A 25137-nucleotide genomic window follows, 5' to 3' on the forward strand; every position below is an offset into this window, starting at 1 on the left:
CCATGGATCTCGTCGGGGCGTGCCGCGCGTTCGTCAACGTGAGCGAGCGCGGCAGTTTCACGGTCGGCGCGGCGGCGGCCCGGATGGCGCAGTCCGTCGCCAGCCGGCGGATCGCCGCGCTGGAACGGCATCTCGGCGAGCGCGTGTTGGAGCGGTCGTCGCGGCCGGCCGCGCTCACCCCCTTCGGCCGGGACATCCTGCCGCTCGCCGCCCAGCTGGTGCGGCTGGCCGACCGCCTGGAGCAGGAGGCGGAGGCCGCCAGGCACGCGCCGCTGCGGCTGGCCGTGCCCGACACCTGCCCCACCGGCTCCCTGGCCCGCTTCATCGCCGAGGCCCACGGCCACGGCCTCCGCCTCGACCCCCGCCCCGCGTCGCCCGCCGACCGCGCCGAGCTGCTGCGGTCCCGCCAGGTGCGGGCCGCCCTGCTCGCCCTGCCGCCGGCCGAGGCGACCTGGACGGTGCCGCTCGGCCTCGCCGTCGCCGGCGATCCGGGGAGCGGCCCGATCTACCTGGACACCCTCCGGCCCGGCCGCGCCGACCGCGACCGGCGGCCCCGCCGCGTCTGGCTCCAGTCCGAGGACGACGTGCCGCACATCAGGGACGGCCTGACCCGGCTGCGGGACGCCGTCGGGCTACGCCCGGCGCAGCTGGCCGTCGCCCACACGGTGGCGGCCGCCACGGCCGACGTGCTGAGCCACGGCGACGCGCTGCTCTGCTCGCCCGCGCAGGCCAGGGAGCTCCGGCTGCACTGGCGGCCGCTCGGCGAGCTCGACTCCGGGTTGGCCAGGGGCTTCTCGCTGGTGGTGGCGGACGAGGCGGACGCGGACGCCACGCGCGTCAGGCAGGCGTGCGGGGACGGGATCGCCCGCTGCCTCGGCGCCACCGAGCCCGCGGGGGTGGCGCGATGAGCGGCGGCACCAACGCGGTGCTCAGGGAGCTGCGGCAGGCGCTGCGGGACGGCGGGCTGCGCGGCTCCTTCCTGGTGCGCGACCTGGAGACGGGCGACGAGCTCGGCATCGACCCGGACATCGAGTTCCCGGTGGCCTCGCTGGTGAAGGTGCCGCTCGCCCTGGCGACGCTGGAGCGCGTCCGGCTGGGCGAACTCGACGGCGCCACCGCGCTCGAGGTCGCGCCGGGGCGCGTCACCGCGCCGGGACCCACCGGGCTCAGCCGCTTCCGCCATCCGGCCCGGATCGCCGTCGACGACCTGCTCTACCTCTCCATGGCGATCAGCGACAGCGTCGCGGCCGACGCGCTGTTCGAGCTCACCCCGCCGGCCAGGGTCGCGGCGATCATGGACGGCCTCGGGCTGCGCGGCATCGTGATCCGCCACCTGATGGACGACCTGATCGGCACCCCGTGGATGCAGTTCCAGGGGGACGAGGCGCACCTGGCGCAGGCCCTGGCGATCGACGCCGGCACGGCCGGCCGGGGCCACCGGCTGCCGCACTTCGACGTGGCGCGGGCCAACATCGGCACGGCGCGCGCCTTCGTCGACCTGCTCCAGGCGGTGTGGACCACCCCATCGGAGGTTCATCCGGACGTCGCTGAGCGGCTGCGTGGCCTGATGGCGGACAACCTGCTGCGCCACCGCCTCGCGCCGGACTTCGTCTCCGACACCTCCACCTGGTCGTCCAAGACCGGCACCCAGCTCAACCTCCGGCACGAGGTGGGGGTGGTCAAGCACGCCGACGGGCAGGCGTACGCGGTGGCGGCGCTGACCGAGTCCCAGGTGGCGGCGAGCAGCCAGCCGGCCGCCGAGGCCCTGATGGGCCACGTCGCCCGCCAACTCCGCGACTGGCTCCGCGCGGCCTGAACGCTCCGCCCGAACCGCGTGTCAGCCCGCGAGGACCGTGCTGGCCAGGGTCACGTGGACGACGGTGCCGCCGAGGATGCTGAGCAGGGCGTCGCGGCGCCACAGGTGGAGGCCGACGGTGGTGGCGAGGGCCGCCAGCGGGACGAGCGCCCGGGGTTCGGTGACCGGCAGGTCGCGCAGGCAGTAGACGACCAGGATCACCATCACGCCGGCCGGCATCCTGGTGGCGAGGTGGCGGACCGTTTCGCTGGCGCGCAGCGGGGCGAGGACGGTGAAGGGGAGGGCGCGGAGCGCCCAGGTGACGGCGGCGGAGAGGGCGACCGCGGCCAGCAGGTAGGGCGTCTCAGGCATCGGCCGGCCTCCGGCGGTGGGTGACGACCCGGCGGGCCAGCAGCCCGGTGGTGAAGAGGGCGAAGGCCACAAGCAGCAGCTGGTCGGGGGCGACGAGCCGGGCGACCAGCGCGCTGAGCAGCGCGAGCAGCGGGGTGGGGAGGTCGCCGCGCCGGTCCCGGAGGGCGTCCAGCGCCAGCACGGTGAACAGGGCGGTCAGCGCGAACTCGAGACCGGTGACGCTCGCCGGGATCAGCGCGCCGAGCAGCGCCCCCGCGGTGGCGCCCCCGACCCAGTAGACGTGCAGGTACGCCTGGAGCCAGAGGACGCGCCGGCCCGACCAGCTCCCGGCGCGCTCGCCGGTGGTCAGGGCGTACGCCTCGTCGGTCAGCGCGAAGGTGCTGTAGGCCCTGGCGAGGCCGCCCTCGACCCGGTGCAGCGGGAAGGACAGCGCGTAGAAGACGTGCCGGATGTTGACCAGGAACGCGGTGAGGGCGACGGTGCCGAGCGGGGCCAGCGCGCCGACCAGGCCGACCAGCAGGAACTCGAACGAGCCGGCGTAGACGGCGAGCGTGAACAGGCTGGCGTACCACCAGTCGAGTCCTGACTGGGTGACGAGCATCCCGAACGCGACGCCGAGCGGGACCAGGCCGAGCCCCACCGTGCCGGAGTCCCGGAGGGCGGCGGCGCGGTCCTCGGGCTCGACCGTGGAGAGGGGCATGCCTGAAATTCTAGGAAGAAACGCCCCTCATATGGTTGCCATCTATGACCCTATGATCGTCAGGTGAGCAATGAAGTGAGCCTTGATGCCCTCGATCGCGACATTCTGTTTCACCTGCGCCGGGACGGCCGGCTCACCAACGTCGAGCTGGCCAGGCGGGTCGGCCTGACGCCACCGCCCTGCCTGCGCCGGGTCAAGCGGTTGGAGGAGGCCGGCGTCATCGCCGGCTACCGCGCCGTGATCGATCCCGAGGCCGTCGGCCGCGGCCTCGAGGTGCTGGTGGACGTCGAGGTCTCCGCGAACGACCTGCGGACCATCGAGGTGTTCGAGGAGACCGTGGCCGGCTACGAGGAGGTCGTCGAGTTGCGCCGGATGTTCGGCCGGCCCGACTACTTCCTCCGCGTCCAGGTCGCCGACCACGACGCCTACGACGCCTTCGTCGTCGGCCGGCTCACCGGCCTGCCAGGACTCCTGCGGGTCACCTCGCACCTGACGATGCGGAAGATCAAGACCGAGGGCTGACCGGATCTCCTGCGGCCACCTCCAGGGCCTCGGCCGCCGCCCGGGTGCGGGCCTCGACGGCCTCGATCACCGACACCATGTCGAGCCGGCCGTTGCCGAGGCCGACGCTCTCGCCGTAGAGCTCGCTCGCCAGGTCCAGGAGCGGGGTGGCGATGCCGGCGGCGCGCGCCGCGTCCGCGATCAGCCGGGTGCTGTTGAAGGCGTCCGCGGTCGCGGCCTGCACCGAGAACTCGCGCTCCACCAGCTTGGGGACCTTCACCCGGCTGAGGTCGCTGGCCAGCTGGCCGGCGTCGAGCGCGGCCCGGAACGTGCCGAGGTCGAGGCCGATCCGGTCGGCGAAGTGCGTCGCCTCGGCCAGTCCCGCGACCATCGTGTTGAGGTACAGGTTGACCGCCAGCTTCGTCAGCAGCCCGGCGCCGACCGGGCCGCAGGGCACCGTCTCCCGGCACATCGGGCCCAGCACCGGGCGCACCTCGGCGACCGTCTCCGGATCGCCGGCCAGCAGCGCGACCAGCCGGCCCTCCTCGGCCGGCCGCCGCGAACCCGACACCGGCGCCTCGACATAGCGCCCGCCCGCGGCGAGGACGTCCGCCGCGAGCCCCCGCGAGTACTCCGGCGCGTGCGAGCCCATCGAGACCAGCACCCGGCCGTCGACCAGCCCCGCGAAGCCGGGCGTGCCGCGCCCCAACACCGCGTCGAGTGCCGCCTCGTCGTACAGCATCACGATCACGATCCCGGCCCGGCCGAACACCTCGGCGACGCTGCCCGCCACCGCCGCGCCGGCCGCCCGCAGCGGCTCGGCCCGCTCGGCCGACCGGTTCCAGACCACCAGACGGGTGCCGGCCGCCGCCAGGTTCAGCGCCATCGGCTGCCCCATCACGCCGAGGCCGACGAAACCGATCTCCTCCTGGGGGGTGGCGGCCATGCTCGACGCTCCTCGCTCGCGGGGACGCCGGCAGCGTAGCCCGTGCCACGAGACCCCGGTGGCTTGACTCTCACACCGTGTGAGACGGTCGACTCGGAGACGTCATGTTCACCATCGGAGACTTCGCCCGCCACGGCCGCGTGTCGGTCCGGATGCTGCGTCACTACGACGCGACCGGACTGCTGCGCCCGGCCCATGTCGACCCCGCCACCGGCTACCGCCACTACACCGCGGCCCAGCTCGCCCGCCTCAACCGGATCATCGCCCTGAAGGACCTGGGGTTCACGCTCCAGCAGGTGCGGGACATCATCGACGAGCGGGTGGACGTCGCGGAGCTGCGCGGCATGTTGCGGCTGCGGCGCGCCGAGCTGGAGGCCACGATGGCCGCGTCGGCGCGTCGGCTGGTCCAGGTCGAGGCGCGGCTCCGATCGATCGAGAGCGAGGGGCACATGCCCACCGACGACGTCATCCTCAGGACCGTGCCCGCCGTGCGGGTGGCCGAGCTGACCGGGACCGCCGCCAGCTTCGGGCCCGACGACATCGGCCCGGTCATCGGCCCCCTCTACGAGGAGCTGTTCCGCCGCCTGGCCGCGGCGGGCGTCACCCCCACCGGGCCCGGCGTCGCCTCCTACGAGGACGCCCCCGAGGGCGGCGGCCGGATCACCGTGCACGCCGCCGTCCAGGTCTCCGCGCCGCTCCGGGACGGGAGCGCGGACGGCGACTTCCGGGTACTCGACCTGCCGGTACTCGACCAGGCGGCGACCATCGTGCACCGCGGCTCGATGGACGCGGTGGTGCCCACCGCCCAGGCCCTGGGCCGCTGGATCGACGCCCACGGCTACCGGTCGACGGGCTATCCGAGGGAGGTCACCCTGGAGTGCCCGGAGAACCGGGACGACTGGGTGACCGAGCTCCAGGCCCCGGTGACCCCGGCCTGACGGCCCGGCGCCCCACGGGGGTCAGTCCTCGCCGACCACCCGCAGGTCGTCTCCCAGGGCGGTCGCTATCGCGGCCGCCCTGGAGTGGTCGTCGAGCCGGCGCGTCAGATAGGCGGCGGCGTGCCCGTGGCGGAGCGACCACCAGGCGGCCGAGCCGCCGATGCCGCCCTTGGCTATCTTGCCGCGGTCGCGGACCAGGCCGAGCGTCCAGGTGAGCCGGGTGCCGAAGACCTCGTCGAAGCCGGTGACCTGGGAGGCGAGGAGTTCGGCGTGCAGCTCGGGGCCGAGCAGCCTCGCGACCGGGCCCGCCCCGTCGGTGAGTTCGGCGAAGAACCCGGCCATCGCGGTCGCGGTGGTGTGCAGGTTGACGGCGCCGAAGACCGACCGCCGCCAGCCGGGCGAGTTGGTCAGCGCGAGGTCGAGCGGGCCGGCGGGGATCCGGAGCCAGGGCGCCGCGTGCAGCCGCTCCGGCCAGTCGGGGTGCGCGAACTCCAGCTCCGCGACCCGCCCCGACGCGGCCTCCGGCACCCCGAACCACGCGTCGAGCCCGAGCGCCGGCCGCACCACCCCGTCGTACACCTCGCCCAACGTGGCGCCGGTGGCGGCCCGCAGCGCGCCGTCGACGAGGTGGCCGTAGGTCAGCGCGTGCTCCCCGAGCCCCGTGCCCGGCGGATACTCGGGCGCGGCCGCGGCGAGCGACGCGCGCAACCCGGCGTCGTCCAGCGGGTCGAGACCGGCGGCCTCGGCGGGGAACCGCGGCTGCCCCGACCGGTGGACGAGGATCTGCCGCAGCGTGGTGCGGTCCTTGCCGCGCGCGCCGAACTCCCGCCAGTGCCCGGCGACCGGCTCGTCGAGCCCGATGGCCCCGTCCCGGACGGCGACCAGCGCGGCGAGCGTGACGAACGTCTTCGACAGCGAGTACGGCATCACCAACGTGTCGGCGGACCAGGGGCGTTGGCGCCCCGCGTCGGCCCAGCCGCCGCCGAGCCGCACGACCTCCCGCCCGTCCCGCCAGACCGAGACGCCCGCCCCGGTCTCCCGCCCCTCGTCCACCAGCCCCTGGAAGACCTCCCGCACCCGCTCGTACCCGCTCGCGACGAACCCCTCGACATCCATGCCCCGGACGATACCCCCATGGGGTATGCGCGGCAATGGTTCGCCACGATGTCCACGGGCTGGAACGGCGCTTGACGTGCGGAGGGGCCCCTGGTTGGCTTCGGAGATATCAGGCTTTGTGCGGGGATCGGATCGCATGGGAGGACACGTCGTGGCATGTCGCTCGTGTGACGCCCCCGCCCGACTGGCCGGCCTGGCCCGGGTGTTGCGCCGCCACATCGACCTGCTGCGGGTCTCCGGCTCCCTCTGTCGCGCCTGAACTCCCGTGCCCGCGTCGCCCGTTGAGGGCGGCTCGCCGCTCACCCCCTTCTCCCCATCGCATTCCCTCTCTCGTGCCGTGCGCGCCCGCGCGCCCGGCCGTCATGGAAGGACGTCATCACGTGACCACCACCCCGCAGACGGACGAACCGATCCTCGACACCGCCGACGACCCGCAACCCGGGCTGCGCGCCTATCTGGAGGTCAAGCGCGCCGCGCTGCTCGCCAGGCGGGAGGCGGCGAAGGCCACCCCGCGCGAGGGGGCCAACCACCTCCGCGCCACCGCCACCGCCGAGTCCCGCAGCGGCGTGCGGCGCATCCGGATCCGGCACCACCAGATCATCAGCGACTCCGGCGCCGACTTCGCCGGCTACGATCTGGGGCCCGCCTCCCCGGAGATCCAGCTGGGCGTGCTCGGCAGCTGCCTCACCCACGTGTTCCTGATCCAGGCCGCCGACCTGCGGATTCCGCTGGACGCGCTGGACGTCGAGGTGGAGGCCGATCACGAACCCCGGGGTGGAACGCCGGGCTTCGAGGAGGTGCCGATCTACCCGCACCACATCACCTACACCGTGCGGGTCACGTCCCCGGCCTCGGCGGAGCGCATCCGCGAGCTGCACGAGGCCGTGGAACGCAACTGCCCGATCTACAACCTGCTGCTCAACCCGCAGCAGATCACCGGCAGGGTGGTGCTGAACGGCGGCCCGCAGGAGGGCTGACGCATCAGGCGGCGGGCCCACCCCGCTCCCTCGGCAGTCTCTCGCCCGCCTCCACCGCCACCGGCAGCCGGTTCCCCGCCGGTGGCAGTGGGCAGGTGGCGAAGTCCGTGTAGGCGCAGGGCAGGTTGACGGCCCGGTTGAAGTCCAGGGTGACGCGGCCCGCGTCGTCGGGCGGGCCGATCGACAGGGAGCGGACCGCGGCATAGGTGGTCACCCCGGACGTGGCGTCCGTGAACAGCGCCGTCAGATGCCCGGATCGGTGGCCGTTGAACACGGTGAGCCGGTGGGTGCCGCCGCCGTCCGGCGGCTCGAACTCGACCCGGCCCGGCGCGTCGTAGACGTGCTCAAGGCCCTCCGCCACGGCGCCGACCGTCACCGCGCGCGGCGCGTCGAACGGCAGGTAGCGGCCGCGCAGCGCCCACCGCTCGTCCGGGGCGTACGCCGGGGTCTCCACATGCCCGGTACGGAGGGCGTGGTCGGGGTCGCGGGGGCGGAGGATCGCCTGGCCGCCACGGATCGCGACCTCCAGGGCACGCTCCCCGTGGCGGGCGAACACGCTGGCCCGCTCGGCGAGTTCGGCGAAGACATACCGGCCGTGGACCGGGGTGCCCTCGACGTCCAGTTCCTCGCCCTCGGCCAGTTCGACCACCACCCCCTCGGCCGTGCTCGACCAGCTGCCCGGGGCGTCGTCGAAGCGGGTCGGTTCGGGGGTCAGCCAGCGCAGGCTGGTGATGGCGAGAAAACCGTGCGGGGCGGCGAGGTTCCGTTCGCGCTCGGCGTGCCACCGCGCCCAGTCGTCGGCGAACCGGGTGGCGTCCGTCCTGTCCGTCATGGGGAGGCTCCTTCGGAGACGGTGCGCGGGCCGCCGGGCACGGCGGCCAGCAGTTCCTGGGTGTAGGGGTGCCGGGGGCTGGAGAACACCTCGGCCACCGCGCCCTGTTCCACGGCCCGGCCGTGCCGCATCACCAGCACCCGGTCGCAGACCTGCCTGACCACCGCCAGGTCGTGCGAGATGAACACGTACGCGAGACCCAACTCCTCGCGCAGCTCGGCCAGCAGCGTCAGGATCCTGGCCTGCACCGACACGTCGAGCGCGGAGACCGGCTCGTCCAGCACCAGCAGCCGAGGGGTGAGCGCCAACGCCCGGGCGATGCACACGCGTTGACGCTGGCCGCCGGACAGCTCGGTCGGGCGACGGGCCCCCGCGGCGGCCGGCAGCCGCACCAGGTCGAGCAGGTCGGCGACCCGCCGCGCGCGGCCCGGGACGCCGAAGGCGCGCAGCGGTTCGGCGATCGCCTCGGCGACGGTGAAGGTGGGGTCGAGCGAGCCGTAGGAGTCCTGGAAGACCGGCTGGACATGCCGCCGCAGTCGCCGCAACCGGCCGGCCGGCACGGACGTGAGGTCCACGCCGTCCAGCACGATGCGGCCGGCGTCCGGCCGGTCGAGGCGCAACAGCAGCTGCGCCAGCGTCGACTTGCCCGAGCCGGACTCGCCGACGACGCCGAGCGAGCCGCCGCGCGGCAGCGTGAAGCTCACGTCGTCCACGGCCGTGGTGACCTGGCGTCCGCCCTGCGGCAGCCGGGTGCGGAAGACCCGCCGCACGTTCTCCACGGCGAGCAGCGGCTCGGCGGCCGGCGCCGCCTGCGTGGCGGGCGGCGCGGTCAGCGAGGGCGCCGCGGCGACCAACTCCCTGGTGTACGGGTGCGAGGGCGCGCCGATGACGGCCGCGCTCGGGCCCGTCTCCACCACCCGCCCCTCCGACATGACGGCGACGCGCTCGGCGCGCTCCGCCGCGACGGCCAGGTCGTGGGTGATCAGCAGCAGCCCGGTGCCGGTCCGCCGGGTGACGTCGGCCAGATGGTCGAGGATGTGCCGCTGCACGGTGACGTCCAGCGCGCTGGTCGGCTCGTCCGCGATCAGCAGCCGTGGCCCGCCGGCCAGCGCGACGGCGATGAGCACCCGCTGGCACATCCCGCCCGACAGCTCGTGCGGGAATCGCTCGGCCACCCGCTCGGGTTCCGGCAGCCCTGCCTCGCCCAGCAGCTCCCGCGCCCGCCGCGCGACGGCGGCCCGGCCGCGCTCCAGACCGTGGACGCGCAGCACCTCGGCCACCTGGGCGCCGACCCGCTGCACCGGGTTGAGGGACGCCTTCGGGTCCTGCGGGACGAAGCCGATCTCGCGGCCCCTGATGCCGCGCAGGACTCGGTCGGGCAGCCCGACGAGGGGGCGCGCGTCGAGCGCGACCGAGCCCGCGACCGGCTCGGTGCCGTCTGGCAGCAGGCCGAGCACGGCCAGGCCGACGCTCGACTTGCCGGAGCCCGACTCGCCGACCAGCGCGACGGTCTCGCCCGCCGCGACCGTGAGCGAGGCGCCGCGCACCGCGGGCACGCGGCCGCCGCGCCGGGTGCGGTAGGAGACGTGCAGGTCGCGGACGGCGAGCAACGGGGGTTGGTCGTTCGGTCGGTTCATGACGGGACTCCGGTGCGTTCCAGTGCGCGGGCGACGCGGCTGGTGGCCAGCACGACCAGGGCGATCGCGAGGCCGGGGAAGGTGGTGACCCACCAGGCGGTGGTCAGGTAGTCGCGGCCGTGCGAGACCATCGCGCCCAGCTCGGGCGCCGGCGGCGCCGCCCCGTAGCCGAGGAAGCTCAGCGCCGAGATCGACAGCACCGCGCCGCCGACGTCCAGCGCCGCCAACACCAGTACCGGCGGGGAGGCGTTGGGCAGCACGTGCCGCCGCAGGATGGTCGGGGTGCGGCTGCCGCCGGCGACCGCGGCCCGCACATACGCGCTGCCCCTGATCCGCAGCACCTCGGCCCGCACCACCCGCGCGAAGTTGGGGATGCCGGCGATGCCGACGGCGATCGCCACGTTGGTCGTGCCGAAGCCGAGGATGGACACCACGGCCAGCGAGAGCAGCAACCCGGGGATCACGACCAGTACTTCGACCACCCGCATCAGCAACTGGTCGAGCCAGCCCCCGAGATAGCCGGCGAGCGTCCCGAGGAACGCGCCGACGGCCAGTGCCAGCGCGACGGCCAACAGGCCGGCGACGAGCGAGACGCGGGTGCCGTGCACCACCCTGGCGTGGATGTCGCGCCCCAGGTTGTCGGTGCCGAACCAGTGCTCCGCGCCCGGCGGGACGAGGCTGCTGGCCGGATCGGTGAGCAGCGGGTCCTGGCCGGCGAACAGGCCGGGGGCGACCGTCCAGCCGAGGACGAGCAGCAGGTACAGCACGGCCAGCAGCAGCCCGGGCCGCCGGCCGACGCGCCGCGCCCACCCGCGTCCCGCCCCGCCGGCGGTGGTGAAGGACGCCGACGTCGCGTCTCCCGCCATCACGCCCCCCGCAGGACGATCCGCGGATCGACCCGCGGATAGATCAGGTCCACGGCCAGGTTGACCAGCACGTAGAGCGCCCCGGCCAGGAAGACCAGCGCGCGGATCACCGGGAAGTCGTGACCGCCGATCGCGTGGGCGGTGAGCGTGCCGAGACCCGGCCGCGAGAAGACCGTCTCGGTGATGACGGCCCCGGCGACGATCCCGCCGATCATCAGGCCGAACAGCGTCATCGCGGGGATCGCCGCGTTGCGCAGCGCGTGCGCGGTCGTGGCGCGCAGCCGGCTCGCGCCCTTGGCGCGCGCCGTCCGCACATACGGCTCCGCGAGCGCCGTGCGCAGGCTCCGGCTGAGCACCTGGGCCAGGGTGCCGATGCCGGGCAGGGCGAGCGCGAACGCGGGCAGCACCAGCTGCGCGAGATCGCCGGCGCCGTACGCCGGGAACCAGCCGAGCCCGAAGGAGAACACCTGGAGCAGCACGATGCCGGTCCAGAAGCTCGGCACCGCGTTCCCGACCACCGTGGCCGACAGCACGGCCGACCGCAGCGGCGCCTTCGGCAGCAGGGTGCCGGCCACCGCCGCCGCCACGCCGATGACCAGGGTCAACAGCAGGGCGGCGGCGGCCAGTTCGAGGGTGGGCCCGAGCGATCTGCCGAGCACGGCGCGCACCTCGTCGCCGGTGGTGAAGGAGGTGCCGAAGTCGAGCCTGGCCGCCTGCCACACGAAGTCGAGGTACTGCTCGTGGATCGGCCGGTCAAGGCCGAGTTCGGCGCGGAGCGCGTCCGCCGCGGCCGGGTCGACGGACGACGCCTCGCCGCCGCTGCCGCGCAGCATCACCGACACCGGGTCGCCGGGCACCAGGTGCAGCACCAGGAAGGACACGGTCAGCGCGGCCCACAGCACGAACAGGCCGTTGCCGAGCCGGACCAGGACGTAGCGGGTCACGGCGCGAGCCACACCTCGTTGAGCAGCGGCTTGGCCTCCAGGTCGGTGCGGAAGCCGCCCACCGCGTCGCCGAAGCCGTAGGCCGAGACCCGGTCGTAGACGGGGATCGTGTACCCGCGCTCGACGATCAGCCGCTGCGCCCGGTCGGCGATCTCGCCGCGCTCCGCCGGGTCCACCGTGGTCTGGAGGGCGTTCAGCAGCTCGTTCAGCTCCTCGTCCGGGTTGCCGTACCGCATGCTGTACGCCGGGTCGAAGGAGGAGTAGACGAGGCGCAGCACGTCGACGTCGCCCCGGGTCTGGCTCCAGGTGGTGATGTCGCCCGGGTACTCGTCGATGGTGACGTCCGGGAACGTCGCGACCGGGTCGAGGACGAGTTCGATCCCGACCTCGGCCCACTGCTGCTGGACCAGCTGGTGCTGCTGCTCGGCCAGCGGGTCGGTGGACTCGTAGGTGATGGTGAGGCTCAGCCGCTCGCCGTCCGCGTTCCGGCGGATCCCGTCGTCGCCGACCGTGTCCCAGCCCGCCCCGTCGAGGAGTTCGGCCGCGGCCTCCGGGTCGTACCTGATCTCGTCCGACTGGTCGAGGTAGCCGGGGTTGGCCGTGGTCAGCACGCCGGTGGCCGTCTCGTTGACCCCGTTGTAGACGGCCGCCACGATCGCGTCCCGGTCCAGCGCGAGGCTGAGCGCGCGGCGGGTGTCCTCGTCCCGCAACCTGGGGCTCAGCGGCAGCGGGATGTAGGGGATGGCGATGGCCGGGAGCGCGGAGGTGGCCACGGTGAACCCGGGGGTGTCCGCCAACTGGGCCTGGGTGGCGGGCTGTACGGCCTCGATGAGGTCGACCTGCCCGCTGGTGAGGGCGCCCTGCCTGACGCTGCCCTCCGGTATCGAGTCCAGCTGCACGGCCTCGACGTGCGCGGCGCCCTGGTTCTCGGCGAGCGGCGACGCCCACGCGTAGTCGTCGCGCCTGACCAGCCGCACCGAGGTCTCCGGGGTGAACTCGTCCAGCGTGAAGGGTCCGGACGCGGCGAAGTCGCCGAGGCACAGCTCGGCCGGGTCGTTGCCGAGCGAGGCGGGGGAGTACTGCACCAGCGACTGGGTGGCGGTGGCCTGGAGGAACTGCGCGTTGGGCTCCTCGAACACGACGGTGGCGGTGTGCGCGTCCTCGACCACCGTCTCCCGGTAGCCGGCCAGGAAGCTGAAGCCCTGCGGGGCCTGGACGCCGAGCTCGATGATCGCGTCGAAGTTGGCCCGGACGGCCTCGGCGTCGAACGCCGCGCCGTCGCTGAACGTCACGTCGTCGCGGAGGTGGAACGTGAAGCGGGTGACGTCGTCGCTCACCTCCCAGGAGGTGGCGAGCCACGGCAGGATCTCGCCGGTCGCCGGGTCCTGCTCGGTGAGCGTGTCGGCCAACTGCCGGCCGATCATCCGGGAGTTGAGCTGCGGCCGCTGCCGCGAGTCGACGCAGTCCGGCGCCGCGTTGAACGCGTACCGCAGCGTCCCCCCGTCGACCGGCTCCCCGGCGTCCGCCGTCTCGGCGGCGCCACCACCTCCGCCGCCGCAGGCGGTGAGCAGCACGACGAACGAGACGGCCAGCACGGCGGCGGAGTTCGACCCCCGCGATCTGGCCCGTGATCCGGGCAGGCGTGTGGACAACACGGCAGAAGGTTCCTTTCGAGGCCCGGCCCCCCGCGCGGTCGGGCGGGCAGGCCGGCGCGGCCGTCGACGAAGGACGGCAGGCGTCAGAAGATCAGGAGATCAAGCTCGGAAGAGTTCGGAAGAGCTCGGAAGAACTCAGCAGAGAGAGGACCGCGCGCGGCTCGGGGCCGGGGCGACGGTGCAGGCGCGAGGAAGACGTCCGTCAGGCGGAACAGGAGGCCGTCGTGACACGACCGAGGTCGACGTGTCGACGTGACGTCAAGAGCGAGCGCATGGGGACGAGAATGAGCCAGCCCGCGACATTCGTCAAGGGCGTGGCTCACCATGTGGACACGGTGTCCGGCGATCAGCGCGCCAGGGAGAGACAGAACTCGTTTCCCTCGGGATCGGCCAGGACGACGTTCTGCGCGTGCTCGGCCCGAACCGTCGCCCCGAGCGCGGTGAGGCGCCCCACCTCCGCCGCCAGGTCCTCGGCCAGCAGGTCCAGGTGTACCCGGTTCTTCACGCGCTTGGCCTCCGGCACCAGTTGGAACCACAGACGCGGACCGCCAGCCGCCGCCTCGACCAGAACGGTGGGATCGTCCTCCGGCCGCGTGATGCCGAGCGAACGCAGGCGCGCGAGTCCCGCGTCGTCATAGGGGGCGACCGCGTACCCGTCGAGGGCGGCGGCCCAGAAACGGGCCACGCCGGCCGGGTGCGCACAGTCGAAGACGATGTCGTGAAGCCGCGCCATCCCCCCATGGTGCGCGCGAGGACCGGACGGCGTCGCGCGAGTCACTTCGTCGTCCGGATCCTGGGCGCGGGCTACCTGGTGGTCCTCGGCCTCCAGGCGCCCGATCCTGACGGGCCTGACCACCAATCTCCTCAACCCGAAGATCGCCGTCTTCCACACGGGGCTGCTGCCGCCGCTGGCCCCGGAGGCGCTCCCCACCACAGCCGGCCTCGGGCTGCTTGTCCTGCTGCACGCCGCCCTCACCCTGACCTGGCTCGGCGGCTATGTCCACGTCGTCTCCAGGGCTCGCTCCGTCTTCGAACGGCCCTCCGTCCGACGTCTGTTGGACCGGGCCACCGGCCTGCCGCTCATCGCCTTCGGAGCGCGGGTCGGCGCGGACGTGGCCTGACGCGGGGCAACCAGAAGGGGTGTTCACCTGTCCAACAGGGTGAATTCACCTACCAACGCTCCGAGGTGCATACCGTGAGGCAACGTCGCACACGTCGGGCCGCCGCCGCGGTGGCCGTCGCGCTCGTCCCGTTCTTCCTGCTCAGCGCCGCTCCGGCCCACGCCGACGGCACGGCCATCGAACCGATCGACCTCCCCGAACTGCCCTACTGCGACGACGCCGTGGCCGACGGGTCGCTCCTCGTGGAGCTCCTCGACGTGCCCGAGGGTGCGCCGGCCACCGAGTGGCAGGAGTTCACCTACCGCGTCACCAACCTCGGTGACGAGCCGGCGGCTCCGGTGTACGCCCAGGCCGACATGTGGACGTACCCGGACGACGGCGCGGACGATCCGTTCCCGTTCGCCTTCGAGTGGAACGTCAACGGCGCCTGGCGGGAGTTGCAGTTCGAGAGCGACTACGCGAACGGCTACTTCGGCATCGTGCGGGACCTTCAGCCCGGCGAGTCCGCCGAGGCGCGGCTGCGGGGGCGTTCGCGGGTGGACCGGTCGGGTTGGGCCGAGCTGACCGCCAGGGCCAGGCACGACGTGGCCGAGGGGCAGTGCGTCACCGCGAAGGCCGAGGCGGAGCTCATCCTGGAGTCCGCCGGCCCGGGCCCCACCGAGCCCACCCCCGACGACCCGTCGCCCACCGAGCCCACCCCGGAACCGACGGCCCCTGAGCCGACCACGCCACCGGTGGACAACCGCGCCGCGCCGCGGGGCGACGAACTGGCCGACACCGGGGCCGACGCCCGCCTCCCGGTGGTGGCCGCGCTGGCCGCCGGCACCGTCGCGGCCGGCGCCGGCGTGCTGGTCGTGGCCCGCCGGCGGAACCGGTAGCGAGCCGCGCGGGCACGGCCGAGAAGATCCATCACGTCCTGCCCGCACGGCATCGTGGCGGACGACGACCGCGCCGTCGACCGCTGTGACACGGCGGTGACGCCAACCGGGGCAACCGGAAGATGTGTTCACCCGTCCCACGAGGTGTATTCACCCCCCGCATCGTGAGGTGCCCACCGTGAGGCAACGTCGCCCACGCCATGTCACCGTGGCCATCGGACTCGTTCCCTTCGTCCTGTTCAGCGCCGTTCCCGCGCACGCCGAGGGGGTGAGCATCGAGCCGATAGAGGTGGCCGAGCTGCCCTACTGCGAGGACGACGGGGAAGACGAGTCGCTCCTCGTGGAGTTCGTCGACGTGCCCGAGGGCGGGCCGGCCACCGAGTGGCAGGAGTTCACCTATCGCGTCACCAACCTCGGTGACGAGCCGATGACATCGGTGTACGCCTTCGCCGACATATGGGCGTTCCCGGACGACGAAACGGTCGACCCGTACTCGGCCGTCCTCGAGTGGAACGTCAACGGTGAGTGGCGGGAGGTGCAGTTCGAGAGCGACTACGCGAACGGCTACTTCGGCATCGTGCGGGACCTTCAGCCCGGCGAGTCCGCCGAGGCGCGCATGCGGGGACGGGGGTTCGAGGATTCGTCGGGACGGGCGGACCTGATGGCGTCGGTTCACCACCACTCGGGCCCGGAGCTCTGCCTGGACAGCGCGGCCGAAGCGGAACTCACCCTGGAGTCCACCGACCTCGGCAGCGCGCTCCGGGCGGTGGCCGCGGTGGCCGCGACAGTCGTCGTCGTGGCCGGTGCGCTGATCCTGGTCCGCCGCCGGAACCGATGACGACGCCGACCGGCTGATCGACCCGAGCCCCGGGAAGACCCGATGCGGCCGGCCGTGCCCGTCACGCGCCGGAGTGGCTGCCGCACCCAGCGGTACGCGAAGGAGGTGCTGGCCCGCATAGCGGCCAGACTCACCGATCCGGAGGCGCTGCGTGACGCGTTGGCTGTGACGCTGCGCCCACTGGCCCACCCGGGTAGTGGGCCTGACGTCACAGTGGTGACCGGCCTCGAAGGACCCGTGCGGCCGGCCCTGCCGGTCACCTGCTCCTCCTGCCTGCACGGCATCGTCGCGGGCGATCTCCTCCGCCACCCTCTCCACGGCGGTGCGGGGGCCGAGCTTGCTGACGGCCGCCGCGGCGCGGGCCGGGGTGAGGAGGGCCGTGGCCTGGAGCAGGAGCCAGGCGGGGATTCCGGCCGCGCCCTCGGGCGGCGGGAGGTAGGGGCGGGAGCCGTCGTAGCGGGCGTCCTCGGCGAAGGACGGGTGCTTCACCTTGGCCACCGGGCGTTCGCTCGACTCCGGCCAACTGCCGGCCGGCCGCAGGACGTAGCCCTCGGCGAGGTTGTCCGGCAGCTCGGGCAGGCCGAAGAGGGCCGGGACCCGGGTCGGGAAGGCCGGCGGCAGGTCCTGGAGCCGGGACAGCGGTCCGCGAGCCAGTGGCCGTCGGCCGTGGCGTCGAACAGCAGCCAGCGCGGGTCGGGCGCGTACCAGACGCCGGTCTGCACCGGCTCGGCGCCGGGCACGGCGGGCACGTCCGGGTGCGGGTAGTGGCCGCCGGCGAGTTCGCCGTAGAGCGTCACGACGACGGCGTCCGGCAGCGTCGCCGCGAAGCGGGCCGCGGCCACGGACAGCGCCGGCCAGATCCGGCTGACGCCGAAGAAGCCGTCGAGCGCGGTCTCGCCCAGCGATTCGCGCCGCTTCGCCGGGCGGATGCCCGCCGGGTCGCAGACGACGGCGAAGTGCGCGCCATGCACCTTCTCCAGCGCGATCCACTCGCGCGCTCCGACCTCGCCGAGCCGGGCCCGGGAGGGGATCTTCGGGTACGGGCGCGGCGGCGGGCCCCCGGCGGTGGTGTCGGCCATGGCGGAGATCATCGCCACGCGAACCGGCGCCGGGCAACCGGGATTTCCCCGCGGCGAAGGCGGTGGCCGGGCGCCCACTTGACCGCGCCATATCGTTTAACGATACGATCGATAAACGATATGGCGCTGAAGGGTGAGACGCATGAACGACGCATCGTGGTGGACCAGGGCCGAGAACCACGTTCTCGAAGGGACCATAGGCATCGGGCTGCTGCTCGTCGGGCTGTTCCAGGTGCTCTTCCCGGTCCTGGCCGTGGTCGGGCTCCTGCCGCTGACGGACGAGACCCGCGGGGTGCCCGTGGAAGCCCTCGCGGACGGCCCCGGCCTCGCGGCGTCGGCGTCGGCGTCGGCGTCGGTGACACTGCGCGCGGCCGACCAGGCCCAACTCGCGCTGACCGACCCCGGTCTCGTCGACCGGGCCCTGTTCGTCCTCCCCGGCCTGACCAGCGCGATCCTCCTCGTGGTGATCCTGGAGGTGCTGCTGCGGATCGTCCGCACCTTCCGGCACGGCGACTTCTTCCAGCCGCCCAACGTGCGGCGCCTGGCCGTGATCGCCTGCGCCCTCGTGCTGATCGGCCTGGTGAGCCCCCTGGTCGACGTCGTGACCACCGAACTCCTCGTCGGCGGCACGCCGGCGGAGGACGCGGTGCGCACCCTCTACGAGCTGGACGTCCCCATGGTGTTCCTCGCCCTCCTGGTGGCCGCCGCGGCCGTCGCCTTCCGGCACGGCGCCCGGCTGCGCGCCGACACCGAGGGGTTGGTCTGATGCCGTCGGAGGAACCTCACGAGATCTCCTGCCAGCTGGACCGGCTGCTGGCCGACCGCGGCATGACCCTGGCCGAACTCGCCGACCGCGTCGGCGTCACCGTCGCCAACCTGTCCATCCTCAAGAACGACCGGGCCAAGGCCATCCGCTTCAGCACCCTCAGCGCCGTCTGCCGCGAACTCGACTGCCAGCCGGGCGACCTGCTCACCTTCGGTCAGCGCTGAGCGCGCCGGTCGCGGACGGCGCGGGAGCGGGCCCCGGCGATCTCCGCCTCGTGGCGCACCGCCCAGTCGGCCAGGGCCGACAGCGGTTCGAGCAGGGTGCGGCCGAGCGGGGTCAGGCGGTACTCCACGCTCGGCGGCACGGTCGGAAACACCTCGCGCTCCACCAGACCGTCGGTCTCCAGGTTGCGGAGCGTGCGGGTCAGCATCCGCTGGCTGATGCCCTCGACGGCACGGTGCAGCTCGTTGTACCGGTGCGGGCGGCCGCCGAGCAGGATCACCAGCAGCATGCTCCACTTGTCGCCCACCCGCCGGAACGTCTCGCTGACGGGGCACGCGGCGAACTCGTCGGCCGGCACCGGGCGGGGCAGCTCGTGGGCCAGCACGGAGGGGGGCGGGGGCACATCGGTGTGCGTACCGGACATCAAACTGCCTTCTTTCGGGCCTCGTCGGGGCGGCTCACGATGGACCAGTCGATGCCGAGCCTAGGGAGGACGCCGTGCCGAACCAACCACGGAAGACCGTGATCATCAGCGGCGGGACCGACGGCATGGGCCGGGCCACCGCCCTGGAACGGCTCGCCCGTGGGGACCGCGTCACGGTGATCGGCAGCAACCAGGCCAAGGGCCGTGCGCTGGTCGAGGAGGCCGCCAACCCCGACCTGCGGTTCGTGCCGGCCGATCTGTCGTCGATCGCCGAGGTCGAGCGGGTCGTCGCCGACCTCGGCGCACGGTACGAGGCGGTCGACGCGCTGGCGCTGTTCGCCAACCGGGTCAGCCCGAAGCGGAGGGAGACGGCGGACGGCCTCGAGCACACCTTCGCCCTCTACTACCTGAGCCGCTACCTGCTGAGCCACCGGCTCGGCCCGCTCCTCGACGCCGCGCCCGCGCCCGTCGTCGTCAACGTCGCCGGGGTCGGCAACACCGCGGGCCGGATCCACTGGGACGACCCCCAACTGACGCGCCGCTACGGCCAGGTGCGCGCCCAACTCCAGGCGGGCCGGGCCAACGACCTGCTCGGCGTGGCGTTCGCCAACGCGGGTGCGGGCAAGGCGCGTTACGTGCTCTACCACCCGGGCTTCACCAGAAGCGGCCTGGACGGTCACGAGCACCCGCTGGTGCGTGGCGCGCTCAGAATCCTCGGCCGGTTCTTCGCCCGCCCCGTGGCCGAGTCGGTGCGGCCGGTCGTGGAGTGGATCGACCGGCCGCCGGCGGAGCCGCTCACCGCCGTCGACCGGGGCAGGCGGCTCGACCTGTCACTGAAGACCCTCGACCCGGACCGCGCGGCCCGACTCGCCACCTACACCGAGGAGTTGCTGGGCGGGCGCTGAGGGAACAGGGCGACGGCGCGTGGCACGACGGGTTTTTCCGGTGGGGCGCGAGGTCAGTCCGGGTCGAGATAGTCCCGCAGGACGTGGGAGCGCGCCGGGTGGCGGAGTTTGGACATGGTCCTGGCCTCGATCTGGCGGATGCGTTCGCGGGTGACGCCGTAGACCCGGCCGATGTCCTCCAGCGTGCGGGCGCGGCCGTCCGCCAGGCCGAAGCGGAGGGAGATGATGCCGGCCTCGCGGGGCGACATCTCGGTGAGCAGGGTGCGGATGGTCTCCTGGAGGAGGGAGAACGTGACCATCGTCCAGGGCGAGACGGAGTCGCCGTCCTCGATCAGGTCGCCGAACTCGGTGTCGCCCTCGTCGCCGAGCAGGGACTGGAGCGAGAGCGGTTCGCGGTCGTGGCGGAGGAGTTCGGTCAGCTTCTCGACGGGGACGTCCGCCTTCTCGGCCAGCTCCGCCAGGGTGGGGTCCGCGCCGGTGTCGCGGATCAGGTCGCGGCGGGTGCGGGAGATCCGGTTGATGATCTCGACGGCGTGGACCGGGACCCGGATGGTGCGGCCCTGGTCGGCCAGGGCGCGCGAGGTGGCCTGGCGGATCCACCAGGTCGCGTACGTCGAGAACTTGAAGCCCCTGCGGTAGTCGAACTTCTCGACGGCCCTGATCAGGCCGGTGTTGCCCTCCTGGACCAGGTCGAGGAACGGGAGCCCTCGCCCGACGTAGCGCTTGGCGACGGCGACGACGAGCCGCAGGTTGGCCTCGATGAGGTGGGTCTTGGCGCGGTGGCCGTCCTCGGCGATCAGGGACAGCTCCCGGCGGAAGTGCCGGTCGAGGTCGGGTTCTTCGGCGAGCCGCTGTTCCGCGTAGAGGCCGGCCTCGACGCGCTTGGCCAGCTCGACCTCCTGTTCGGCGGTCAGCAGCCTGACCCGGGCGATCAGCCGCAGGTAGTCCCGGACCTGGTCGACCGTGCCGCCGCCGGTCTCCAGCCGGGGCGGCGGGGCGTCCGACTCGTCGTCGAACGGGGAGTCGGCGGCGAGGGATTCGGAGCCGGGCGATGCGGAGCCGGGGGGAAACTCGTCGGGATCGTCCATCGGGGCCGTCAGCCGAGGAGCGGGCGGAGGAAGCGCCCGGTGTGGGAGTGGGGGTGGGCCGCGACGTGCTCGGGGGTGCCCTCGGCGACGAGCAGGCCGCCGCCCGAGCCGCCCTCGGGGCCCAGGTCGATCACCCAGTCCGCCGACTTGATCACGTCGAGGTCGTGCTCGATCACGACCACCGTGTCGCCGCCGTCGACGAGGCGTTGCAGCACCGTCAGCAGCCGGTGCACGTCCGCGACGTGCAGGCCGGTGGTGGGCTCGTCCAGCACGTAGAGGGTGCGGCCGCGGGTGCGGCGCCGGAGTTCGGCGGCGAGCTTGACGCGCTGCGCCTCGCCGCCGGACAGCGTGGTGGCGGGCTGGCCGAGCCGCACATAGCCGAGGCCCACGTCGCGCAGGGTGCGCAGGTGGCGGGAGAGCACCGGGTGGCCGTCGAAGAAGCCGAGGCCCTCGTCGACGGTCATGGCGAGGACGTCCGCGATCGACCGGCCGCGGTAACGGACCTCCAGCGTCTCGCGGTTGTACTGCGCGCCGTGGCACACCTCGCACGGCACGTACACGTCGGGCAGGAAGTTCATCTCGACGCGCACCGTGCCGTCGCCCTGGCAGGGTTCGCAGCGCCCGCCCCTCAGGTTGAACGAGAAGCGGCCCGGCTGGTAGCCGCGCACCCTGGCCTCGGGGAGTTCGGCGAACAGCCGGCGCAGCTGGTCGAACAGGCCGGTGTAGGTGGCCGGGTTGGAGCGCGGGCTGCGGCCGATGGGGGCCTGGTCGACCTGGACGACCTTGTCCAGCGCCTCGACGCCGGTGAGGTCGCGGTGCCGGCCCGGCGCCTGGTGCGCGCGGTGCAGCCGCCTGGCCAGGGCGGTGCGCAGGATGTCGTCGACCAGCGTCGACTTGCCGGAGCCCGAGACGCCGGTGACGGCGACGAACAGGCCGAGCGGGAACGAGACGGTGAGCCCCCGCAGGTTGTGCTCCGACGCGTCGTGCACGGTGAGGTGGTGGCCCTCGGTGGGTCGCCGCCGCTCGGCGGGGACGGGTATCGCGCGCCGGCCTGAGAGGTAGGCGCCGGTCACGGACTCGGGGTGGGCGGCGAGTTCGGCGACCGGTCCTGAGTGCAGCACCAGGCCGCCCCGCGTGCCGGCGCCCGGGCCGATGTCCACGGCCCAGTCGGCGGCCCGCAGGGTCGCCTCGTCGTGCTCCACCACGATTACCGTGTTGCCGCGGTCGCGGAGCCGGTGCAGGGTCGCGATCAGCCGCTGGTTGTCGCGCTGGTGCAGGCCGATGGACGGCTCGTCCAGCACGTAGAGCACCCGGGTGAGGCCGGTGCCGATCTGGGTGGCGAGCCGGATCCGCTGGGCCTCGCCGCCGGAGAGCGAGGCGGCGGGGCGGTCGAGGGAGAGGTAGTCGAGGCCGACGTCGAGCAGGAAGCGCAGCCGCTCGGCGGTCTCGGCGAGGACGGCGCCGGCGATCCGGCGTTCGGTGTCCGTGAGGGAGGTCGGCAACGAGCCGAGGAACGCGTCGAGTTCGTCGAGCGGGAGGGCGGTGGCCTCGGCGATGGAGCGGCCGCCGATGGTGACCGCGAGCACCGCGGGCCGCAGCCGGGCGCCGCGGCAGGCGGGGCAGGGCGTCTCGCGCAGGTAGCCGGCGAACCGGCTGCCGACGCCGCCGTTCTCGGCCTCGGCGTGCCGGCGTTCGATGTGCGGGACGACGCCCTCGAACCTGGCCAGGTGGTCGCGCCGGCGGCCGAACCGGTTCTGGTAGCCGAGGTGGAGCCGGCGGTCGGTGCCGTGCAGCACCATGTGGCGGACGTCGGGCGGGAGTTCGCGCCAGGGGGTGGCGGTGTCGAAGCCCACCTCGGCGGCGAGCGCGTCGAGCAGGTGGGCGAAGTAGTCGGCGCCGCTGGTGTTGGTCCAGGGCGCGACGGCGCCGCCGGCCAGCGACTTCTCCTCGTCGGGGACGACGAGTTCGGGGTCGACCTCGAGACGGGAGCCGAGGCCCGTGCACGTGGGGCAGGCGCCCCAGGGCGCGTTGAAGGAGAAGAGCCGCGGTTCGAGCGATTCGAGGCCGAGCTCGTGGGAGCGCGGGCAGGCCAGCCGCTCGGCGAACACCAGCTCCCGGTCGGGGGAGTTCTCGGCCCGGTCGGGGAACGCGACCCGCAGCATGCCGCCGGCCAGGGCGAGCGCGGTCTCCACGGACTCGGTGAGCCGCTGCCTGATGCCGGTCCTGACGGTGACGCGGTCCACGACCACCTCGATGGTGTGGGCGCGGCGCCGGTCGAGCGCCGGCGGGGTGGCGAGCGGGAGGATCCGGCCGTCCACCCGGACCCGGCTGAAGCCGTCGGCCGACAACTGGCGGAAGACCTCGGCGTGTTCGCCCTTGCGGTCCCGGACGACGGGGGCGAGCAGCAGGAAGCGGGCGCCCGTGCCCCCGACCGTGTCGGGCCCGGCGGCTTCGGCGAGCAGCCGGTCCACGATGCGCTGTGGGGTCTGCCGGCTGACCTGCTCGCCGCACTCGGGGCAGTGCGGCCGGCCGATCCTGGCGTAGAGGAGCCGCAGGTGGTCGTAGACCTCGGTGACGGTGCCGACCGTGGAGCGCGGATTGCGGCTCGACGTCTTCTGGTCGATGGCGATGGCCGGGGACAGCCCCTCGATCGCGTCGACGTCCGGTTTGTCGAGCTGGCCGAGGAACTGCCGCGCGTAGGCCGAGAGCGATTCGACGTAACGCCGCTGCCCCTCGGCGAATATGGTGTCGAATGCGAGGCTGGATTTGCCGGACCCGGATACTCCGGTGAATACGATCAGGGCGTCTCTCGGCAGCTCGACCGAGACGTCCCGCAGGTTGTGCTGGCGGGCACCCTTGACGACGAGCTGATTTCCCACGGCGTGAAAACCCCGTCCCTGAAGTGGTGGATGGAATCCACGCTAGCACCGCGTGATCGCGTGTTAAGGCGCCTGTTCGCCGAATATCCGGTGTGGTGAATATCGCGCTTGACAAGCGGATCGAAAGTGTGGGCAACGGAATTCGACGGGAGCGGCGAATCGCCCTTATCGCGGGGCCTCGCCGCGCGGCTGGAGCCGTGCCACGGAGGCGGTGGCCGCCTCCAACGTGTCGCCGGCGCCGACTGCGAAGTCCCGCAGGTGGGTCTCCAGATAGGGGGTGCCGGGCGGCACGAAGGCCGGGCCGAAGTAGCCGGCCCGCTCCAGCTGGATGAGGCCGTGGATCTGGCACCACAGGTGCCGGGTCACCAGCCACGGCTCGGCCGGCCTGAACCGGCCGGCGGCGACGCAGCGTTCGACGGTGTCCCTGGCGATCCGCAGCGCGTGCGCGCCGATCCGCAGGTCGTCATCCGACATCTGGAACCCGGCCAGCGGCGAGCCGCTGAACATGACGGTGAAGTGGTGCGGCTCGGCCCGCGCGTACTCCACCGTGACCCGGCACTCCTCGAACAGGTCGGCCACCGGGTCGTCGGTGGTCGGCAGCGCGCGGAGCCGTTCCGACACCCGCTGGAACCCTTCGTGGATCACGGCGCGCACCAGGTCGGGCAGCGAGCCGAAGTGGGTGTAGACGGCCATCGTGGAGGCGCCGACCTCCCTGGCCAGCCGCCGGGTGGTCAGCGCCGCTGGCCCCTCCTCCGACAACAGCCGGGCGGCGGCGGCGAGGAGACGGGTGGCGACCGGGCTTGACACGGCCGTCAGCATAACGGTGTCATGAGGACATAACAGTGTTATGGAGGTGGGGTCATGTGGGTCTCACGACGGCTGACCGCCGGCATTCCGCGGCTGCCCGAGGCGGCCGGCGCCGGCGGGGGTGAACTGCCCGGCGCGGGGCCCGTGTTGCGGGTGGTGATGATCGGGGACTCGGTCGCCGCCGGCGTCGGGGCCGCCACCCAGGAGGAGGCGCTGCCCGGCCAGGTGGCCGCCGGCCTCGCCGCCCTCACCGGCCGCCCGGTCTCCTGGCGGGTGGTGGCCAGGCGCGGCGCCACCGCGCGGCGGATCCGCGCCGGCCAGCTGGGCCAGCTCACCGACCCCACCCGCCGCTGGCAGCCCGACCTGGTGCTCGTCGTGGCCGGCGCCAACGACGCGATCCGACTGCGCCGGCCGGCCGCCTTCCGCCGGGACGTGGTGGCCCTGGTCGGGTCGATCCGGCACCGGCTGGGCCGCGACGTGCCGGTGATGCTCGTCGGGCTGCCGCCCGTGCACCGCTTCCCGGCCCTGCCGCTGTGGGGGCGTTGGCCGCTCGGGGTCTACGCCCGCCGGCTCGACGCCCAGCTGCGCCGGGTGGCGGCCCGCGAGACGGACGTCTCCCATCTGCCGGTCGGCGCCCTGCCGATCAGCCCGACCGTCGGCCTGGCGTCCGACCGCTTCCATCCGAGCCCGGCCGGCCACCGGGCCTGGGGCCGTTCGGTGGCGGCGTCGGTGGCCACGGTGCTCGACGCGGGCTGACACTCCGAGGGCGGCGAGGGGCGGCCCGGTTCGCGGGGGCGGGAAGTGTTCACCGCGGTGTCGACGGGCGTTGGCCCGGGGTGGCGGTCGGGTGT

At 73.6% G+C, this 25137-nt stretch carries 29 protein-coding genes; 13 read left to right on the forward strand and 16 right to left on the reverse strand.

Features of this window, described 5'->3' with window-relative positions; genetic code table 11:
• Positions 1-2: 2 nt before the first annotated feature.
• Together ACYVPE_RS22930 and ACYVPE_RS22935 are read left to right on the forward strand one after the other, a co-directional pair.
• Positions 3-908, forward strand: a complete 906-nt coding sequence (locus ACYVPE_RS22930) for a LysR family transcriptional regulator (RefSeq protein WP_461035566.1) — start codon at positions 3-5, stop codon at positions 906-908.
• A complete protein-coding gene (locus tag ACYVPE_RS22935) occupies positions 905-1816 on the forward strand; it encodes a serine hydrolase (protein ID WP_461035567.1) in 912 nt (303 codons plus the stop codon). The genes ACYVPE_RS22930 and ACYVPE_RS22935 overlap by 4 nt, the downstream gene beginning before the upstream one ends.
• 21 nt (positions 1817-1837) lie before the next feature.
• On the opposite strand, the gene ACYVPE_RS22940 is transcribed toward ACYVPE_RS22935, so the two are convergent.
• The gene (locus ACYVPE_RS22940; protein WP_461035568.1) at positions 1838-2167 is read right to left on the reverse strand and encodes a branched-chain amino acid transporter permease; all 330 of its coding nucleotides are present in this window, start codon (positions 2165-2167) and stop codon (positions 1838-1840) included.
• On the reverse strand, positions 2160-2867 hold the full coding sequence (locus ACYVPE_RS22945) for an AzlC family ABC transporter permease (protein ID WP_461035569.1): 708 nt from the start codon (positions 2865-2867) through the stop codon (positions 2160-2162). Before ACYVPE_RS22945 ends, ACYVPE_RS22940 begins: the two co-directional genes overlap by 8 nt.
• A gap of 63 nt (positions 2868-2930) precedes the next feature.
• On the opposite strand from ACYVPE_RS22945, the gene ACYVPE_RS22950 reads away from it, so the two are divergent.
• Positions 2931-3389, forward strand: a complete 459-nt coding sequence (locus ACYVPE_RS22950; protein ID WP_461035570.1) for an Lrp/AsnC family transcriptional regulator — start codon at positions 2931-2933, stop codon at positions 3387-3389.
• Here the strand turns inward: ACYVPE_RS22950 and ACYVPE_RS22955 are convergent.
• Positions 3373-4314, reverse strand: a complete 942-nt coding sequence (locus ACYVPE_RS22955; protein ID WP_461035571.1) for an NAD(P)-dependent oxidoreductase — start codon at positions 4312-4314, stop codon at positions 3373-3375. The two genes, ACYVPE_RS22950 and ACYVPE_RS22955, sit on opposite strands and share 17 nt — an antisense overlap.
• Before the next feature lie 104 nt (positions 4315-4418).
• Here ACYVPE_RS22955 and ACYVPE_RS22960 point away from each other — a divergent pair, with 104 nt between their 5' ends.
• Positions 4419-5252, forward strand: a complete 834-nt coding sequence (locus tag ACYVPE_RS22960; RefSeq protein WP_461035572.1) for a MerR family transcriptional regulator — start codon at positions 4419-4421, stop codon at positions 5250-5252.
• A gap of 21 nt (positions 5253-5273) precedes the next feature.
• On the opposite strand, the gene ACYVPE_RS22965 is transcribed toward ACYVPE_RS22960, so the two are convergent.
• Entirely contained in the window at positions 5274-6368 is a 1095-nt protein-coding gene (locus tag ACYVPE_RS22965; RefSeq protein WP_461035573.1) for a serine hydrolase domain-containing protein, read from the reverse strand.
• Positions 6369-6504: 136 nt separating this feature from the next.
• Between ACYVPE_RS22965 and ACYVPE_RS22970 the strand changes: the two genes are divergently transcribed.
• Together ACYVPE_RS22970 and ACYVPE_RS22975 are read left to right on the forward strand one after the other, a co-directional pair.
• The gene (locus ACYVPE_RS22970; protein ID WP_461035574.1) at positions 6505-6627 is read left to right on the forward strand and encodes a putative leader peptide; all 123 of its coding nucleotides are present in this window, start codon (positions 6505-6507) and stop codon (positions 6625-6627) included.
• Between the two features lie 121 nt (positions 6628-6748).
• Positions 6749-7345, forward strand: coding sequence for an OsmC family protein (locus tag ACYVPE_RS22975; protein ID WP_461035575.1), 597 nt, complete (start codon positions 6749-6751; stop codon positions 7343-7345).
• Positions 7346-7349: 4 nt separating this feature from the next.
• On the opposite strand, the gene ACYVPE_RS22980 is transcribed toward ACYVPE_RS22975, so the two are convergent.
• From ACYVPE_RS22980 to ACYVPE_RS23010, 7 genes are all read right to left on the reverse strand, one after another.
• Complete coding sequence (locus ACYVPE_RS22980) at positions 7350-8177, reverse strand: DUF1684 domain-containing protein (protein ID WP_461035576.1); 828 nt, start codon at positions 8175-8177, stop codon at positions 7350-7352.
• Positions 8174-9814 carry a dipeptide ABC transporter ATP-binding protein gene (locus ACYVPE_RS22985; RefSeq protein WP_461035577.1) on the reverse strand — a complete coding sequence of 547 codons (1641 nt, stop codon included), beginning with the start codon at positions 9812-9814 and terminating at the stop codon, positions 8174-8176. The genes ACYVPE_RS22980 and ACYVPE_RS22985 overlap by 4 nt, the downstream gene beginning before the upstream one ends.
• Complete coding sequence (locus tag ACYVPE_RS22990; protein ID WP_461035578.1) at positions 9811-10680, reverse strand: ABC transporter permease; 870 nt, start codon at positions 10678-10680, stop codon at positions 9811-9813. Before ACYVPE_RS22990 ends, ACYVPE_RS22985 begins: the two co-directional genes overlap by 4 nt.
• Positions 10680-11624 carry an ABC transporter permease gene (locus tag ACYVPE_RS22995; protein ID WP_461035579.1) on the reverse strand — a complete coding sequence of 315 codons (945 nt, stop codon included), beginning with the start codon at positions 11622-11624 and terminating at the stop codon, positions 10680-10682. Before ACYVPE_RS22995 ends, ACYVPE_RS22990 begins: the two co-directional genes overlap by 1 nt.
• Positions 11621-13279, reverse strand: a complete 1659-nt coding sequence (locus ACYVPE_RS23000; RefSeq protein WP_461035580.1) for an ABC transporter substrate-binding protein — start codon at positions 13277-13279, stop codon at positions 11621-11623. Before ACYVPE_RS23000 ends, ACYVPE_RS22995 begins: the two co-directional genes overlap by 4 nt.
• Positions 13280-13481: 202 nt before the next feature.
• Positions 13482-13553 (reverse strand): putative leader peptide, encoded by a 72-nt coding sequence (locus ACYVPE_RS23005; RefSeq protein ID WP_425086191.1) that lies wholly within the window; start codon positions 13551-13553, stop codon positions 13482-13484.
• A 72-nt stretch (positions 13554-13625) separates the two neighbouring features.
• Entirely contained in the window at positions 13626-14012 is a 387-nt protein-coding gene (locus tag ACYVPE_RS23010; protein ID WP_461035601.1) for a VOC family protein, read from the reverse strand.
• 142 nt (positions 14013-14154) lie between these two features.
• Here ACYVPE_RS23010 and ACYVPE_RS23015 point away from each other — a divergent pair, with 142 nt between their 5' ends.
• The 3 genes from ACYVPE_RS23015 to ACYVPE_RS23025 all read left to right on the forward strand — a co-directional run bounded on the left by ACYVPE_RS23015 (position 14155) and on the right by ACYVPE_RS23025 (position 16116).
• Entirely contained in the window at positions 14155-14400 is a 246-nt protein-coding gene (locus ACYVPE_RS23015; protein ID WP_461035602.1) for a hypothetical protein, read from the forward strand.
• A 74-nt stretch (positions 14401-14474) separates the two neighbouring features.
• The gene (locus ACYVPE_RS23020; RefSeq protein WP_461035581.1) at positions 14475-15278 is read left to right on the forward strand and encodes a hypothetical protein; all 804 of its coding nucleotides are present in this window, start codon (positions 14475-14477) and stop codon (positions 15276-15278) included.
• 178 nt (positions 15279-15456) lie between these two features.
• Entirely contained in the window at positions 15457-16116 is a 660-nt protein-coding gene (locus ACYVPE_RS23025) for a hypothetical protein (protein WP_461035582.1), read from the forward strand.
• 485 nt (positions 16117-16601) lie between these two features.
• On the opposite strand, the gene ACYVPE_RS23030 is transcribed toward ACYVPE_RS23025, so the two are convergent.
• Positions 16602-17195: an RNA ligase family protein gene (locus ACYVPE_RS23030; RefSeq protein WP_461035583.1), complete on the reverse strand. Its 594-nt coding sequence runs from the start codon at positions 17193-17195 to the stop codon at positions 16602-16604.
• Positions 17196-17337: 142 nt separating this feature from the next.
• Here ACYVPE_RS23030 and ACYVPE_RS23035 point away from each other — a divergent pair, with 142 nt between their 5' ends.
• Entirely contained in the window at positions 17338-17961 is a 624-nt protein-coding gene (locus ACYVPE_RS23035) for a DUF2975 domain-containing protein (RefSeq protein WP_461035584.1), read from the forward strand.
• A complete protein-coding gene (locus tag ACYVPE_RS23040) occupies positions 17961-18185 on the forward strand; it encodes a helix-turn-helix domain-containing protein (RefSeq protein WP_461035585.1) in 225 nt (74 codons plus the stop codon). The genes ACYVPE_RS23035 and ACYVPE_RS23040 overlap by 1 nt, the downstream gene beginning before the upstream one ends.
• On the opposite strand, the gene ACYVPE_RS23045 is transcribed toward ACYVPE_RS23040, so the two are convergent.
• Positions 18176-18607: a winged helix-turn-helix transcriptional regulator gene (locus tag ACYVPE_RS23045; RefSeq protein WP_461035586.1), complete on the reverse strand. Its 432-nt coding sequence runs from the start codon at positions 18605-18607 to the stop codon at positions 18176-18178. The genes ACYVPE_RS23040 and ACYVPE_RS23045 overlap by 10 nt on opposite strands.
• A 74-nt stretch (positions 18608-18681) precedes the next feature.
• Between ACYVPE_RS23045 and ACYVPE_RS23050 the strand changes: the two genes are divergently transcribed.
• Positions 18682-19512 (forward strand): SDR family NAD(P)-dependent oxidoreductase, encoded by an 831-nt coding sequence (locus ACYVPE_RS23050; protein WP_461035587.1) that lies wholly within the window; start codon positions 18682-18684, stop codon positions 19510-19512.
• Between the two features lie 53 nt (positions 19513-19565).
• On the opposite strand, the gene ACYVPE_RS23055 is transcribed toward ACYVPE_RS23050, so the two are convergent.
• The 3 genes from ACYVPE_RS23055 to ACYVPE_RS23065 form a co-directional block, all read right to left on the reverse strand.
• Positions 19566-20600, reverse strand: coding sequence for an RNA polymerase sigma factor (locus ACYVPE_RS23055; protein WP_461035588.1), 1035 nt, complete (start codon positions 20598-20600; stop codon positions 19566-19568).
• An 8-nt stretch (positions 20601-20608) separates the two neighbouring features.
• Positions 20609-23479: an excinuclease ABC subunit UvrA gene (gene uvrA, locus ACYVPE_RS23060; protein WP_461035589.1), complete on the reverse strand. Its 2871-nt coding sequence runs from the start codon at positions 23477-23479 to the stop codon at positions 20609-20611.
• A 165-nt stretch (positions 23480-23644) separates the two neighbouring features.
• Positions 23645-24286 carry a TetR/AcrR family transcriptional regulator gene (locus ACYVPE_RS23065; protein WP_461035590.1) on the reverse strand — a complete coding sequence of 214 codons (642 nt, stop codon included), beginning with the start codon at positions 24284-24286 and terminating at the stop codon, positions 23645-23647.
• Positions 24287-24340: 54 nt separating this feature from the next.
• On the opposite strand from ACYVPE_RS23065, the gene ACYVPE_RS23070 reads away from it, so the two are divergent.
• A complete protein-coding gene (locus tag ACYVPE_RS23070; protein WP_461035591.1) occupies positions 24341-25042 on the forward strand; it encodes an SGNH/GDSL hydrolase family protein in 702 nt (233 codons plus the stop codon).
• The last annotated feature ends 95 nt before the right edge of the window (positions 25043-25137 follow it).

Source organism: Streptomyces mayteni (genome assembly GCF_054783955.1).